The organism is Nodosilinea sp. FACHB-131 (genome assembly GCF_014695395.1).
Taxonomy (GTDB): Bacteria; Cyanobacteriota; Cyanobacteriia; order Phormidesmidales; family Phormidesmidaceae; genus Nodosilinea.
The window spans coordinates 143,138-157,473 of sequence record NZ_JACJOF010000038.1; the positions used below are offsets into that span (position 1 = coordinate 143,138).

Genomic DNA, 14,336 nt, shown 5'->3' on the forward strand with positions numbered 1-14,336 from the left:
CCAACGTCAATGGGACGGGCTAGGCGTCTTCATCAACAAACTCGGGCTGCCCACTGCCTGGAATCGGCCAGTCGGAGTTTTCGCCCCCGATGTAGCAGGTCTCGATGACCACATACTCACGGCTGAACTGCTCTAGGGTGTTAATCAAAACGTCGATGGCCAGGGCATCGCTAGTGCCTAGATCGAGCCAGCAGCGGGCCCAAAGCCCTTCATACTCGACTTCGCCCATGTTGTGCATCACCGAGAGCATGCTGTTGCTCAACTGCTCTTCGTTGTAGGGAAGATAGCTGATATCGAGGCCCGTATCCTGCACTTGAAGATTTTCGGCATTAAACCCCCCTAGCTTCCCTAGAAAAAACCACGACGAAAAAACTTCGTCGATATACTGCTGCTCCATGGCGGAGGGCACAGTTTCAAATTTGAGCCAGATCCAAAGGTTAAAGAAGTCGCACTCGCGAAATTCAACCTGCATAGTTAAGCCCCATACTGCATTACTCAGCATAGGGCTTAACTTACCTGAACTGGTGTGGGCTAACGAGCGCTATTGCGCGATCGCTCGACGCAGACCTCCCCAGCGATGCCCTCAGCTTGGCAGGCCTCAAGAGTAATTTGCTGCACCGTCGAGGCTGGCAGCTGATCCGCGTAGGTCAACGCCGACTTATATAGGGGCAGGCTGGCGTCGTATTTCTGCTGAAGAAATAGAATCTGAGCCTTGAGATAGATCAAATCAGGATTGTTGGGAGCAGCCGTCAGCGCTTTATCGACCTCGGCCAAGGCTTCGTCATAGCGTCCTAGGTCGCGCATGCCAATGGCAACACCTCGGTGGGACAGATAGGCGGGGCTGCCGTTTTGCAGCCGAGCGATCGCCTGGTCGGGGTTAGCAAAGGGCAGATTGACCGCCAGCAGCAAATCCATGAAGCCTTTGAGCAAGCTGAGTTCTGGGTCGTTGGCATCGATGCGCTCCGCAGCTGCTAGCTCGCTAAAGACCCGCTGTAGCAGTCGCAGGGCCGAGGGAGTACCTCGAGCGATCCCCTGGGTTTGCAGAACATGGGCACCTTCCATGAAGATGCCCACGGCGGTGTAGAGGTGGCCACGCAGGGGGTCTGTTTCTTTGAGAGCGGTGGCAGTTTGCTGGGTGAGGCGAGCCTGTTCGGCCAGCTTATCTAAATCTTTGTTGAGGTAGCCAAGCGCTGCCTCAACCGCGTAGTTCATGGGCTCATCGGGCTCAGCCGCGATCGCCTGCCCAACCAGCGACTGGGCTGCGGTGTAGTTGCCTTCATAGAAGAGCGCGTTAAAAACGGCCTCAGTCTTGTCGCCAATCTCGTGGGGATCGTCGGGGCGAAACGGATCCCCAGCATGGGCCGACAGAGGAGCAAGCGCTAAAAAGGCTGTGGTGAGAGCACCAGCAGATAGGGCTTTTAGACGCGGACTCAATCGAGGTGGAGCCAGGCGAACGTGAAAAACCATAAATAAATTACCCCTTACGACCTGAACATCAAAACGGAACCGTATGACTTGGAGGGAGAGATGCCTGCTCAATCAGCCATCGTGATACCTGATGGCCCAATTGTGGCGAATTACCTAGGAGATTGCAGCGGTAATGTTACAGAAGCTACACTGGCCTAGCTCTCGTCAAATCGGCTCTGGCCTCTACCAATGGCAACCTAGTAGGGCACACTGGAAAAGGTATCGGCTATAGGCCATGGTAGCTGTACCGGTTTTCGCAAACTCTAGTTGTGTTGTTTACTGTTTTACTGTGCGGGTGGAATGCTCTATCTTCGCCAACTGACCTATCACCCCCCGGCCAGCCCTAGGGCCATTTTGCAGGATATTTCCCTCGAGCTAGCACCCCAGCAGCTAGGGTTGATCTACGGACCGAGCGGGTCGGGCAAGAGTACGCTGCTAGAGCTGATGGCAGGGTTTGCTCAACCCACCCAGGGCACGATTCAGTGGCGGCAGCAAGACCTCGACCCTGAGTCGCTGCGGCAGCTGGCGGGGCTGGTGTTTCAATTTCCTGAACGCCACTTCTGCGGGCACAGCCTGCTGGAAGAACTGCGTCTGGGCCATCCAGAAATGGCCCGTGACCAGATTGAGCAAGCGTTGCGGGCGGTGGGACTAGAGCAGCTCTCCCTCAAGGCGGCGCCCCACGCCCTCAGCGGCGGGCAGCAGCGGCGATTGGCTCTAGCGGTACAGCTGATTCGCAAGCCCTACCTACTGCTGCTGGATGAACCCACCGCTGGATTAGACTGGTCGATGCGTCAGCAGATCATTGCGCTGCTCAAGCAGCTCAAGCAGAATTGGACGCTGCTGGTGGTGTCTCACGATGCCGATGAGCTGGCCCAGCTGGCCGATCGCTGCTGGCATCTCGATCACGGCCGTCTGGCTCCGGTGCCGACAACAACCCTTTCGACCACCGCCGGATAGGCACTTTAGGATTTTATGGACATGCTACCTTCCTACGGCGATCGCTGGCAGAGCACTTTGCACTGGCAGCCCAGCGATCGCCAGCAGCAGAGCTTTCAGCTGCTCTACGACGCCATTCTGGCGGCCAATCAGCAGGTCAATCTAACCCGTATCACCACCCCTGAGGATTTCTGGGAAAAGCACCTGTGGGATTCGCTTCAGGGGGTGACCCCGTGGCTGAGCGAGGGAGCCAGTGCCGACGCGCTCAAGGTGGTTGATGTTGGCACCGGCGGCGGCTTTCCCGGTCTGCCGGTGGCGCTGGTGTTTCCTCATTGGGCGATCGCCCTGCTCGATGCCACCCGCAAAAAGCTCGCTGCCCTAGAAACCGCCTGTGAGGGTCTGGGGATTGCCAACGTCAGCTTTTTGCCCCAGCGAGCTGAGCAGGTGGCCCACCAGCCCACTCACCGCGAAGCCTATGACCTGGCTCTGCTGCGGGCCGTCGGCCCCGTCAACACCTGTGCCGAGTATGCTCTGCCCCTGCTGAATCTGGGAGGCCAAGTCATCCTCTACCGAGGCCAGTGGTCGGCAGAGGAGGAAGCTGGCCTGACGGCCATCCTGCCGCGTCTGGGCGGCAAGCTGCTAGAAGTGCGATCGCAGACCACACCCGTTACCCAAGGTGTTCGCCACAACGTCATCCTCACCAAGGTAGAGCGCACGCCAGACAAGTTTCCACGTTTGCCGGGGATCCCGTCGAAGACGCCGCTGGTGTAGGGAAAGTAAGGAGATTGGGGATCCGCCGAAAGCGTGACTGAGCGGATGAGAAAGGTGAAAAAGTCAAAATTCAAAGTGCAAAATTTTGAATTCTCAACTTTGAATTTTGAATTCATCGATCCCCTCACCGCCGCCGCTGCTGAAGCTTGCGGTACACGTCCTTAATATCAACCCCGTGGTGGGCTAGAGCAACTAGGGTGTGATACATCAGGTCGGCGGCTTCCCCGGCGATCGCGTCGGCGTCATCATCCTTGCAGGCCATCACTACCTCAGCGGCTTCTTCGCCAATTTTTTTGAGAATTTTGTTGTCGCCCCCAGCTAACAGCTTGCAGGTGTAGGAGTCGGGGTTGGGGTGGTCGCGGCGATCGCAGATCACCCCAAACACCTGAGATAGCGTATCGGCGGGGGGCGCGACCTTGTGGTCATCTACCTGGTGAAAGCAGCTGCGCTCGCCGGTGTGGCAGGCAATGTCGCCTAGCTGTTCTACGGTGACCAGCAGGGCATCGCTGTCGCAGTCGTAGCGAATGGCCTGCACCTTTTGCACATGGCCCGAGGTCGCTCCCTTGTGCCAAAACTCTTGACGCGATCGGCTCCAAAACCAGGTTTCGCCGCTATCTAGAGTGCGCTGGAGCGATTCGACATTCATCCAGGCCATCATCAACACGGTGCCGTCAAGATGGTCTTGCACAATGGCAGGCACTAGCCCCTGGTCGTTGTAGCGAATGCGATCGACGGGCACAGCGGCGGCAAAGGGCGAAGACGGAGAAGTGACCATAGCAAAGGGGTAAAACATCCTTACCCACTCTAGTATTTCTTCGCCTTGGCCCTGCTCCTATGCTCTAGAAATCGCTGGCCGCTGCGGCTTGCTCCATGACCTGCTCTCATAAACGCCCAACCTGATACAAAACGAGGATTAGGCCAATTTGCTGCCAACTTTTCTGCCAACAAAAGTTAACATAGTAGTTAACAAACCTTCAGCTAAGTCTAGTCTGGCCATCTGCCCTGCTTAGGGGCGCTTTGCCTGCGGGCTTGGTTCATTCGACCCTACTATTTACAGACGCAGGAGAGCTTCATGACTGGATTTATTCGCGGGTTGTTTGGCGGCAAAGCTAAGAATCCCGGCGAGTCAGACCGTCCCGTGCGGCGGCAGCCCGCCCCCCAGCAACCCACCATCAAACAGGTCGGGGGGGCTTATTTTCTCAATGAGGACGACGCTAAGAGCTACGGCAACATTGAGTACATGCGCTCATCTAAGACCGTGCGACGCACCTTTGCCAAAAAGCGCGGCGAAACCGTAGAAAAAGAAAGCGTTCGGCAGATTTCTGCCCTAGAGGCTAAACGTTTGCAAGAGCAGCAAGGCCTATCTGTGGAAAAGATTGCCCCGTCTGAAATCTCTATTCAACCTGCTGTCAAGAAGGATGCTAGCTCCGAGCGTCGCAAGGTCGATACCAGCCTCGACATGTTCCGCAAAATGGCTAAGGACATGAAGAAGTAGTCAGTAGTTCTCAGGTTGTGCCTGGGGCTAAAGTCTTACCAGTGAATCAACGAGGACGCAGCTAGGCCGCGTCCTTTTTTATGGGCGCAGCGGCGAAGCGATTTTTCTACCAGAGATGAATTAGCCAGATAGCGCAAGAGTTAACAACCTGCCCCCATTTTTCGTTACCTTTGGTAAAGATTCGTTTACTCCCCGCCTTTGGAGCCGCCCATGCTGCGTTTAGAGCACATCAGCAAGATTTACCCCACCGGGGAGGTTCTCAAGGACGTGAACTGGGAGGTGAAGCCGGGCGATCGCATCGGTCTCGTCGGTGTCAACGGTGCCGGCAAATCGACCCAGCTCAAAATCATCACCGGCAAGATTGAGCCCACCACGGGCACCATCATTCGCCCCGCCGATCTCAAGATCGCCTACCTCTCCCAGGAGTTTGAGGTTGACCCCAGCCACACGGTGCGCGACGAATTTTGGACCGTCTTTAAAGAGGCCAACGAGGTGCAGTCAAAGCTGCACCACATCCCCACGCTGATGGAAACGGCCGACCCCGACGAACTCGATCGCCTAATCCACGAGCTAGACAAGCTCCAGCGACGATTTGATGCTCTGGGTGGCTACGGGCTAGAGTCGCAGATTGAGAAAATTTTGCCCGAGATGGGCTTTGAGGCCAGCGACGGCGATCGCTACGTCAGCGAGTTTAGCGGCGGCTGGCAAATGCGCATGGGCCTGGGCAAAATCTTGCTGCAAGCTCCCGACGTGCTGCTGCTCGACGAGCCTACTAACCACCTCGACCTCGACACTATTGAGTGGCTAGAGGGCTACCTCAAAAAGCTCACCACCCCCATGGTGATCGTCTCCCACGACCGAGAATTTCTCGATCGCCTCTGCACCCAGATTGTTGAAACTGAGCGCGGTGTCTCCACCACCTACCTGGGTAACTACACCGCCTACCTCACCCAAAAAGAAGAAAGCCTGGCTGCTCAGCTCAGCACCTTTGAGCGCCAGCAAAAAGAAATTGCTAAGCAGCAGGCCTTTGTCGATCGCTTTCGGGCCAGCGCCACCCGCAGCACCCAGGCCAAAAGCCGTGAAAAGCAGCTGGAGAAAGTTGAGCGCATTGAGGCTCCCACCGGCAGTGTGCGCACCCTGCACTTTCGCTTTCCCCCTGCCCCCCGTAGCGGGCGCGAGGTGGTCACTATTAGCGATCTCACCCACAGCTACGACGAGAAGATTTTATTTCTTGGCACAGACCTGCTGATCGAGCGGGGCGATCGCATCGCTTTTCTCGGTCACAACGGCTCGGGTAAATCAACCCTGCTGCGCATGATTGCTGGGCTAGAAACCCCCACCGATGGTCAGGTCGAAGTGGGCAACCACAACGTGATCCCCAGCTATTTTGAGCAGAACCAGGCCGAGGCTCTCGACCTGGAGAAAACCGTCATCGCCACCATCCACGACGAAGTGCCCGATTGGACCAACGAAGAGGTGCGCACCCTGCTGGGACGCTTTCTGTTCACGGGCGACATGGCCTTTAAGCAGGTCAAAGCCCTCAGCGGTGGTGAAAAGGCCCGTCTGGCCCTAGCCAAAATGCTGCTGCGCCCTGCCAACCTGATGATGCTCGACGAGCCCACCAACCACTTAGACATTCCTGCCAAAGAGATGCTGGAAGAGGCCCTGCAGCACTACGACGGTACGGTGCTGCTGGTCTCCCACGATCGCTACTTCATCTCCCGCGTAGCCACCAAAATCGTCGAAATTCGCGATGGCGAGCTGCGGTTGTACCGGGGAGATTATCACTACTATCTCGATAAAGTGGCTGAAGAGGCCGAGGCCAAGAAACGAGCCGCCCTTGAGGCTGAGAAGAAAGCCAAGGCTGATGCCAAGCGTCAGCAACAGCAGGCCAAGCGCAAGGCAGGCGCTACAAAATAACGCAGATGTAGAGTAATATGCAATTTATAAAAAAGTTCTTAAATTGCACTTTAGCCTGGCCGTATGCCTATAGAACGTGACTAGGCTGGGTCTAGAGTACAGTTGCTAGCTTTTTGTGTTGTGAGCATGTCCTTGCAGCACTAAGCGAACGTATCTGCCCAGCGTGATCGCCAGTAAGTGAATCTTTAAAGGGCTATTCCAGCACCGTCCCAGCTCAGATTGGGGCTAAATTTCTGGATAGTGCGATTGCTGAGACGTTAGTCCAACTCCGAAGGATTCTTACCTATGAGTCAAGCGTCAATCCCGCCGATGGTTTTAATCATTCTCGACGGCTGGGGATATCGGGAAAATACCGACGGTAACGCTGTCGCTGCCGCAAAGACTCCGGTGATGGACAGCCTGTGGGCCGCTTACCCCCACACTTTGATTCGGACCTCAGGCAAGGATGTGGGGCTGCCCGACGGCCAGATGGGTAACTCTGAAGTGGGTCACCTCAACATCGGTGCGGGGCGCATTGTGCCTCAAGAATTGGTGCGTATTTCTGATGCTGTAGAAGACGGCACCTTGCAGGAAAATGAGGCCTTGCTAGAGGTGTGTCAGGCGGTGCGCTACCGTAACAGCAAGCTGCACCTGGTGGGGCTGTGCTCTGAGGGGGGGGTTCACTCTCACCTCTCCCATCTATTTGGTCTGCTAGAGATGGCCAAAGCTCAAGACATTGACGAGGTTTGCATTCACGTCATTACCGACGGTCGTGACACCAAACCCACCGAAGGCCAGGTGGCGGTACAAAAAATTCAGGACTACGTTGATCGGTTGGGCCTTGGTCGCCTGGTGACCCTCAGCGGTCGCTACTACGCTATGGATCGCGATAACCGCTGGGATCGCGTCGAGAAGGCCTACCGGGTAATGACTGATCCCGGCGAGGGCAGCGGCAAAACCGCCATGGAAGCGCTGCTAGAATCCTACGAACAAGAGATCAACGATGAATTTGTCGAGCCAGTGCGGCTGGCCCCCGGTGCGATCGCCCCAGAGGACGGCGTGATCTTCTTTAACTTCCGCCCCGATCGCGCCCGGCAGCTGACCCAGGCTCTAGTCGATCCCAACTTCAAAGGCTTTGAGCGGGAGTTAATCGCTCCACCCAACTTCGTCACCATGACCCAGTACGACCCGGAGATGCCGGTGAAGGTGGCCTTTCAACCTCAAAACTTGAGCAATATTTTGGGCGAAGTAGTGGCCAACAACGGGCTCAAGCAGTTTCGCACTGCTGAAACCGAAAAGTACGCCCACGTCACCTACTTCTTCAACGGTGGCTTAGAAGAACCCTTAAAGGGCGAAGACCGGGAGCTGGTATCTAGCCCGATGGTCGCGACCTACGATAAGGCTCCGGCTATGTCGGCGGCGGCGGTGACCAACACCGCCCTAGCTGCTATTAAAAAAGGAATTTATTCTCTGGTGGTGATCAACTACGCCAACCCCGATATGGTAGGTCACACCGGCAAAATGGAGTCTACAATCACGGCTCTCCAAGCCGTTGACCATGAGCTAGGCCGCTTAATCGACGGGATTGGCAAGGCTGGCGGCACCGCCATTATCATTGCTGACCACGGCAACGCTGAGCTGATGTGGGACGAAAACCACAAGCCCTGGACAGCCCACACCACCAACCCGGTGCCCTTTATTCTGGTCGAAGGCGAGAAGCTCAAGGTGCCTGCCTATGGTGGTGACGTTAACCTGCGCGAAGACGGGCGACTGTCTGATATTGCCCCTACTATTCTGCAAATTCTGGGTCTGCCCCAGCCCCAGGAAATGACCGGGCGCTCAATGTTTCTCCCTGCCGATGTGGAAATTCGCAACAACCGTACCCCGGTCAAACTCTCCCGCTAGTGCTGGCTCAAGGGGAACCTGGAAGGGCTGAGAAGCTTGGGGTATAGTGAAGGGTGGGCGTTATTTTGAGCAGGTTAGTCTAGGAACGCGATGATAGTCACCACAATTTTGAAAGTTATCTGGATGGTTGCTGCTGTGGGCCTCACGGCCATGGTGCTGCTGCACAGCCCTAAGGGCGATGGTTTGGGTGGCCTAGGTGGCCAAGCTCAGCTCTTTACCAGCACCAAAAGCGCTGAAACTACCCTCAACCGCGTCACTTGGACCTTAACCGTGCTGTTTATGGGCCTGACGGTAGTGCTAAGTGCGGGCTGGCTCGATGTGGCTGCCGCTCCCGCCGCCCTTTAGAACCCTTGAATTTCTGGCTTTAGGAACGCTACTCATTCCACACTCGATTTGATGCCCTTGGTTTAAAGATGGGCCATTTTGTAGGAGCAAACGCTGTTTGCCCTAGCCAATTGAGAGGTTCAGGGTAGTAACGGGCTTGGCCAGAGCTGACAAAAAATAGGAAAAGCCCCCAACTCCAGCTGAGTTGGGGGCTTTTCCTATAGATGAACAATGTATTGGTGGGGATCACCAATCGCCAGACATCACCGCCAGAGCCTGACCTGTCGTGGAAACAATGCTGAGGGGCAAGGTCTGGCCACTCTCGCGGCGGGGAAACTGCACCAGTTGCAGTCCAGTGCCCACGGGCTCAACAGTAACCAGGTACTGATTGTCTTGCCATTCCAAGTTGACCAAGCGGTGATGCAGTAGCCACATTTCTGCTAGCTCTCCCTGGTTAATCTGCTCGGGCTGATCGCCGCTGTAGCAGTTCCAAATGTCATCCATCGCCGTCCATATCCCAGAGAGGTAGAGGGGATCGGTGCGGGCGCTGAGACCATAGGTGGTGAACACAAAGGCTTCGTGGCTCCACCAGACTTTAGCCAGCTCAGCCATGGGATCGGTATCGAGTACTTCACCGTAGTAGGGCATGGCCTCTAGCTGCTTGGTTTGAGCGATCGCCGACGGGCGCTCCCACTCCGGTAGATGGGCGCAAATCGTAGCGGCGATCGCATCCAAAGATTGGCCTTGATCGCTGGCAGAGGGAGCCTCAGCCTCTGCGATCCCCGCTTCTGCTGCTAGGGGCCTCTCTACTTGAGCCAGGTAGTTGGCAAGCGCTGGCACCACAGAACTGGTGCCCATTAGCTCAGTTTGCAAGGGGCCTAAGGAGTTAAAAGTCTGGGCCTGGGTTGGTTGGGCAGAGACTGTCAACAGTCCCGCTGAACCAACACCAAGGGTAAGGAGCAAAGCCGTAGCAAACAGGTGACTCATCGAAGGATTGGTGGGGATGGAGAAAGCAGGAATGCTTAGCGCTGGGGCAAGCGCCAAAGCTATGAAAAAGTACGACCGCGCTGCCAAGAGTTCGAGAACCCAAGCGAGCTGGTTCCCAAGTTAATGGAAGTTAAGGCTCAAATCTGGCAGTAAGAGGCGAGTTGTTGGCCAGCTCTATAACTGCGGCAGGCCAAAGAACTAGACCACCAGGCTTACCTAGCTCGTGACTTAACTCTCGTTAACTAGGGCGGAACCCGACACGTAGGGCTGTGGGGGGGAAGCCCAAGATCACTAGACGAAACGCGGCATTAAGCCGTGGGCAAAGCTTCGACGTAAGGTTGGGGCGCGATCGCCGATAACCCTCTTCTAGCAAGACTTTAGCTTACTACTAAGATAGCGTTTGAGGAGCTTTCTGAGCACACTTATGTCCACTATCTTTGGGCTTATTTTTGTGGCACAGATAGACGCTCAAGCTGGGTCGGGAGGAGGTAGGGGTGGTGCTTCTGCTGCCCGCGGCACAGCCGGTAGGGGATCGTTGTTATAGACCGGTTTCACCGGCACTAGCTCGAGCTGGCGAGGACTAGGCTGCGATGGTTGTACTCCTTGGCGGCGACGGCTGGAAATGGCTTCTTCGGTGGTTTCTTCGGCCACAACTTCGTAAAGCATGGCCTGCTTGTTGCCGCTGCCCTTGCGCAAGATGCGCCCTAGCCGCTGCACATACTCGCGAGTGGAGCCGCTCCCGGAGAGCAAAATGGCCACCCGCGCCTCGGGCACATCCACTCCTTCGTTGAGTACGTGGCTGACCACCAGGGTAGGGTACTGGCCATGGCGAAAATCTTGGAGAATGGCGTGGCGCTCTTTGACTGGCGTTTGGTGGGTAATAGCGGGGATCAAAAAGGTCTCGGAGATGTGATAAACCGTGGCATTGTCGTTGGTAAATATGATCGTGCGATCGGGGTGGTGCTGAGCGAGCAGGTCGGCAAGCACTCGCAGTTTGCCCTCAGTACCCAGGGCGATCGCCCGCGCCTCTCGGTGGGCCAGCATCGCCCGCCGCCCGCCTGGGGATTGGGCACTGGCTCGAACAAACCGCTGCCATCCCTGGGCCGAGCTAAGCCAGATGTTAGCCTCCTGCAAAAAGCGGTTGCGCTGGGCAATCAGCTGGTCATAGCGCGATCGCTCTTGGTTCGACAGCTTCACCCGAATCGGCACAATCTGAAAAGGAGCCAGGGCATCCCCCGACAGATCCGCCGCTGACTTGGCGTAAACCACTGGCCCCAGCAGATGGTTGAGATCGTCGTGGCGACCGTCGGCGCGATCGGGGGTGGCGGTTAACCCCAGTCGGTAGGGCGCGATGGAATATTCAGCAATCACCCGATTAAAGTCGCTGGGTAGATGGTGACACTCGTCGCAAATTAGTAGGGCATATTGGTTGCCCAGGCTCTCGGCGTGGATGGCGGCGCTGTCGTAGGTGGCCACCAAAATCGGCGTCCGATCCTTTGATCCTCCGCCTAAAAGCCCCACCTTCACGTCGGGAAAGGCCGCCTCTAAATGGGCATACCACTGGTGCATGAGATCGAGCGTCGGCACGGTAATTAGTGTGGGCCGAGGCGTGGCCTGCATGGCCATTTGGGCCAGGAAGGTTTTGCCGCTGGCGGTGGGCAGCACTACAACTCCACGCCAGCGCTGGTCGATCCAGGCCTGGAGAGCTTCTGTTTGATGGGGATAGGGTTCTAGGCTCAGCCGGGGATTAAGCTCCAGCGGCTTGAAGGTGTGGGCCTGATCGTTGAAGGGCACTTGCTCGGCTCGCAAGGTTTCGACCAGAGCGCGGTACTGCTGAGCGGGGATGCGGAATTTCTCAATGCGATCGTCCCAATGGGCGAAGTCTACCCAGCTTCTGCCTCGCGGCGGTGGATGCAGGATCAGGGTGCCGCGATCGTAGGTGAGGGTGGGTGTGCGCCCCATGGTGGTTCATAGTTACTGGGGATATTGTAGCGGGCAGCCAAACGTGAGGGTTTTAGAAAGCTACAATTCAGGCAGTTGACGGCTAGCGAGGGCCATCGTCATGACTGTTGCTTTACCCCAACGGTTGACCCTAGAGCAGTTTTTGACGCTGCCCTACATCGAAGAGTCACCGGCGTGGGAATTTGTGCAGGGAGAGGTCAGCCAAAAACCGATGCCCGGTGGAAAACACAGTCGGATTCAATCGCGGTTAGTTAGCGTCATCAAGAACGCCGCTGATTCTCCCTATGAGGCCCTTATCGAACTACGCTGTACCGTCGGTGAGCGCTCCATCGTGCCAGACATTGCTGTGCTAAAACACAGCCAGCTCCCCGCTGACGAGAATGGTGAGATTGTCAGCACTGGCGTTAGCGTTGCCCCAGATTGGATCATTGAGATTCTCTCCCTCCAGCAGAGCCAGATGAAGGTGACGCGCAAAATTTTGCACAGCCTGCGCCACGGGGGGCAACTGGGCTGGCTGATCGATCCTGCAGAACGAGTGGTGCTGGTCTACTACCCCGATCGCTTGCCTGAGGAATGGGCTGAAGATGCTGAGCTGCCAGTCCTAACCGGGATGTCGCTATCGCTGACCCCGGAGCAACTGTTTAGCTGGCTCCGGCTCGATCGTCGCTGAGATCCTGGAATTGGGCGATCGCTGCTTCCACTGCTCACTCTCTTACCCTCTCATCTCCTCTGTGACTGCGGTCGGGGTGTATTGCAAGCAATCTAACCGGTTGGCGGGCATGGTCAGGTAAAGCACGTCGCCATCGGTGAGGGTCACGTTGAGCAGGCTGTAGCCGTGGAGCGTGCGACGGGCTGACTCGATATATAGGGGCACCAACTGCGCTGTCTGAGCGATGGTCTGGATCGGCTGGTTGTAGAAGGGATGGTGAGGGGTGATCAGCGTTGCGATCGCCACCCACAGCAGATCCCCAGACATGCCGTTGCCGAGGATTCTACCCCCGAGGGCAGCGGCGGCAAAGGTAGGCGCAGCCAAATCCATCGGGCTGAGCACCTGATCAAACTCAAACACCTGCTGCACCTGCTGGGCAAACTCGGCATCAAAGATGCGCACAACGCTGGGCACCTGGGGGCTAATGCTGCGAGCCGTGAGGGCAATTTCTAAATTCACCGTATCGTCGCTAGTCACGACTAGCAGGGCCTGGGCCGAGGCCAAGTTCACGGTTTCTAGGGTGGAGGTCAGGTTGGCATCGGCGATGATGACCGGAATTTTGAGCGCCTTAACCGAAAACAAAAAGCGGTTGTGGGCATCTTGCTCGATCACGGCTACCCGATAGCCGGCTTTGTGCAGGTGAATGGCCGTGCGATAGCCCACGCCCCCCAACCCACAAATAATGTAGTGGTGCTGCCGGGGCATGCGAGCCACGCTCCACAGGCTCTGAAAATGGGAGCCTAAAATAAAGTCGTTGAGCAGGGCGTAGCAGATACCAATCACCCCCGCTCCCACCAGCATCATCACAGCCGTGAAAACTTTGATGCTGGTTGAGGAGTTTTCTGCCACCTGTTCTTGGCCCCCGGCTCCGGTAATCATGCCCACCGAGAAGTAGAGGGCATCGACCCAGTTGGTGTTGAGGTCGTGCCAAAGATAGGTGAACGTAGCCAGGCCAATGGTGATCAACAGCGCCAAAATCACCAGCAGCGTGGCACGGGCACGGCGGCGGCCGTGGTCGAGGGTGACCAGCAGTCGCTGCCAAAACTGGGGTATGTGGCGAGCCTTGAGGATGGGTTGCTGGGGGCGGGTGGCCACTACGACGCGATCGCCCACCTGCAACACCTCTCCCGTTACCACCGCCGTCACCAGATCAATAGGACGGTGGGCCGAGTGGTAGTGAATCAAGAGCTGGGATCGATTGTCCCATAAGGTTTTTAGCAGCTTGCCGTGCCAGGGGTGGGCGGCATTGATCACCTCTTCGTACATCGGCCAGGTGAGGTCAAACAGACGCAGCTGCCCGATCGCCCGGTTGCCCCGCGCCGCAAAGGCAAACAGCGGTGCCGCTAGCGCCGCCGAACTGAAGCTGACGTGGTGGGGCAGGGTGTGGTCGAGCCGCTCACCCAAGCTGATGTTGAACAGCCGATTGATGATCCGAATGTTGGGATTGAGGATGCGCGCCTGGGTGAGAATGGCTAAATTCAAGGCGTCGTCGGAGGTAGCCAGCACTAGGGTGTGGGCCTGGTGAATGCCGGCTTGGGCGAGGGTAGTGGGCGATCGCAGCTCCCCCACCACAATCTCGCCCACCACCTCTGGCATGGGATGGTAGCTAATGCCCACCACCTGCGCCCCTTGCTGTCGCAGCAGGCTATAAATCCGCAGCCCCGTGCGTCCCAGCCCACAGACAATAATCTGGGGCCGTAGCGAAGGCAACTCCCGAGGCGTTAAGGATGTCACGGCCATGGCCATCAACCACAGATACTACGATCTGTTGTCGAGGCTGGAGACGGTAGCCGCTGTAGTCTGGGGCACGTTGTCTTAAAAGTTTGGACGGTGAGGATGAGATAGGGGAATGAATGCAAAATTCAAAATTGAGAATTCAAA

13 protein-coding genes are annotated in these 14,336 nt (G+C 56.8%); 7 read left to right on the top strand and 6 right to left on the bottom strand.

All coding sequences use genetic code 11. From position 1 onward, the window contains the following. Positions 1–19 precede the first annotated feature (19 nt). Together H6F75_RS25095 and H6F75_RS25100 are read right to left on the bottom strand one after the other, a co-directional pair. Complete coding sequence (locus tag H6F75_RS25095; protein WP_190755644.1) at positions 20–472, bottom strand: DUF3531 family protein; 453 nt, start codon at positions 470–472, stop codon at positions 20–22. Positions 473–531: 59 nt separating this feature from the next. Continuing rightward, on the bottom strand, positions 532–1,467 hold the full coding sequence (locus H6F75_RS25100; protein WP_242020346.1) for a Sll0314/Alr1548 family TPR repeat-containing protein: 936 nt from the start codon (positions 1,465–1,467) through the stop codon (positions 532–534). Between the two features lie 300 nt (positions 1,468–1,767). Here H6F75_RS25100 and H6F75_RS25105 point away from each other — a divergent pair, with 300 nt between their 5' ends. Together H6F75_RS25105 and rsmG are read left to right on the top strand one after the other, a co-directional pair. Further along, the gene (locus H6F75_RS25105) at positions 1,768–2,424 is read left to right on the top strand and encodes an energy-coupling factor ABC transporter ATP-binding protein (protein ID WP_190755646.1); all 657 of its coding nucleotides are present in this window, start codon (positions 1,768–1,770) and stop codon (positions 2,422–2,424) included. A gap of 21 nt (positions 2,425–2,445) precedes the next feature. Beyond that, entirely contained in the window at positions 2,446–3,174 is a 729-nt protein-coding gene (gene rsmG / locus H6F75_RS25110) for a 16S rRNA (guanine(527)-N(7))-methyltransferase RsmG (RefSeq protein WP_242020347.1), read from the top strand. Between the two features lie 124 nt (positions 3,175–3,298). On the opposite strand, the gene hisIE is transcribed toward rsmG, so the two are convergent. Continuing rightward, positions 3,299–3,949: a bifunctional phosphoribosyl-AMP cyclohydrolase/phosphoribosyl-ATP diphosphatase HisIE gene (hisIE, locus tag H6F75_RS25115; protein ID WP_190755650.1), complete on the bottom strand. Its 651-nt coding sequence runs from the start codon at positions 3,947–3,949 to the stop codon at positions 3,299–3,301. Between the two features lie 297 nt (positions 3,950–4,246). On the opposite strand from hisIE, the gene H6F75_RS25120 reads away from it, so the two are divergent. The 4 genes from H6F75_RS25120 (at position 4,247) to secG (ending at position 8,818) form a co-directional block, all read left to right on the top strand. Then, positions 4,247–4,669, top strand: a complete 423-nt coding sequence (locus H6F75_RS25120) for a hypothetical protein (protein WP_190515473.1) — start codon at positions 4,247–4,249, stop codon at positions 4,667–4,669. Between the two features lie 210 nt (positions 4,670–4,879). After that, the gene (locus tag H6F75_RS25125) at positions 4,880–6,589 is read left to right on the top strand and encodes an ATP-binding cassette domain-containing protein (protein WP_190755653.1); all 1,710 of its coding nucleotides are present in this window, start codon (positions 4,880–4,882) and stop codon (positions 6,587–6,589) included. 285 nt (positions 6,590–6,874) lie between these two features. After that, positions 6,875–8,473 (top strand): 2,3-bisphosphoglycerate-independent phosphoglycerate mutase, encoded by a 1,599-nt coding sequence (gpmI, locus tag H6F75_RS25130; protein ID WP_190755655.1) that lies wholly within the window; start codon positions 6,875–6,877, stop codon positions 8,471–8,473. A gap of 90 nt (positions 8,474–8,563) precedes the next feature. Continuing rightward, a complete protein-coding gene (gene secG / locus H6F75_RS25135; RefSeq protein WP_190755657.1) occupies positions 8,564–8,818 on the top strand; it encodes a preprotein translocase subunit SecG in 255 nt (84 codons plus the stop codon). A gap of 225 nt (positions 8,819–9,043) precedes the next feature. Here the strand turns inward: secG and H6F75_RS25140 are convergent, their stop codons facing one another. Further along, positions 9,044–9,784: a hypothetical protein gene (locus H6F75_RS25140; protein ID WP_190755659.1), complete on the bottom strand. Its 741-nt coding sequence runs from the start codon at positions 9,782–9,784 to the stop codon at positions 9,044–9,046. A gap of 468 nt (positions 9,785–10,252) precedes the next feature. Next, a complete protein-coding gene (locus H6F75_RS25145; protein WP_190755661.1) occupies positions 10,253–11,746 on the bottom strand; it encodes a DEAD/DEAH box helicase family protein in 1,494 nt (497 codons plus the stop codon). A 100-nt stretch (positions 11,747–11,846) separates the two neighbouring features. On the opposite strand from H6F75_RS25145, the gene H6F75_RS25150 reads away from it, so the two are divergent. Then, positions 11,847–12,416 carry a Uma2 family endonuclease gene (locus H6F75_RS25150; protein ID WP_190755663.1) on the top strand — a complete coding sequence of 190 codons (570 nt, stop codon included), beginning with the start codon at positions 11,847–11,849 and terminating at the stop codon, positions 12,414–12,416. Positions 12,417–12,458: 42 nt separating this feature from the next. Here H6F75_RS25150 and H6F75_RS25155 read toward each other — a convergent pair whose 3' ends face one another. Then, on the bottom strand, positions 12,459–14,195 hold the full coding sequence (locus tag H6F75_RS25155) for an NAD-binding protein (protein WP_190755665.1): 1,737 nt from the start codon (positions 14,193–14,195) through the stop codon (positions 12,459–12,461). Between the last annotated feature and the right edge of the window lie 141 nt (positions 14,196–14,336).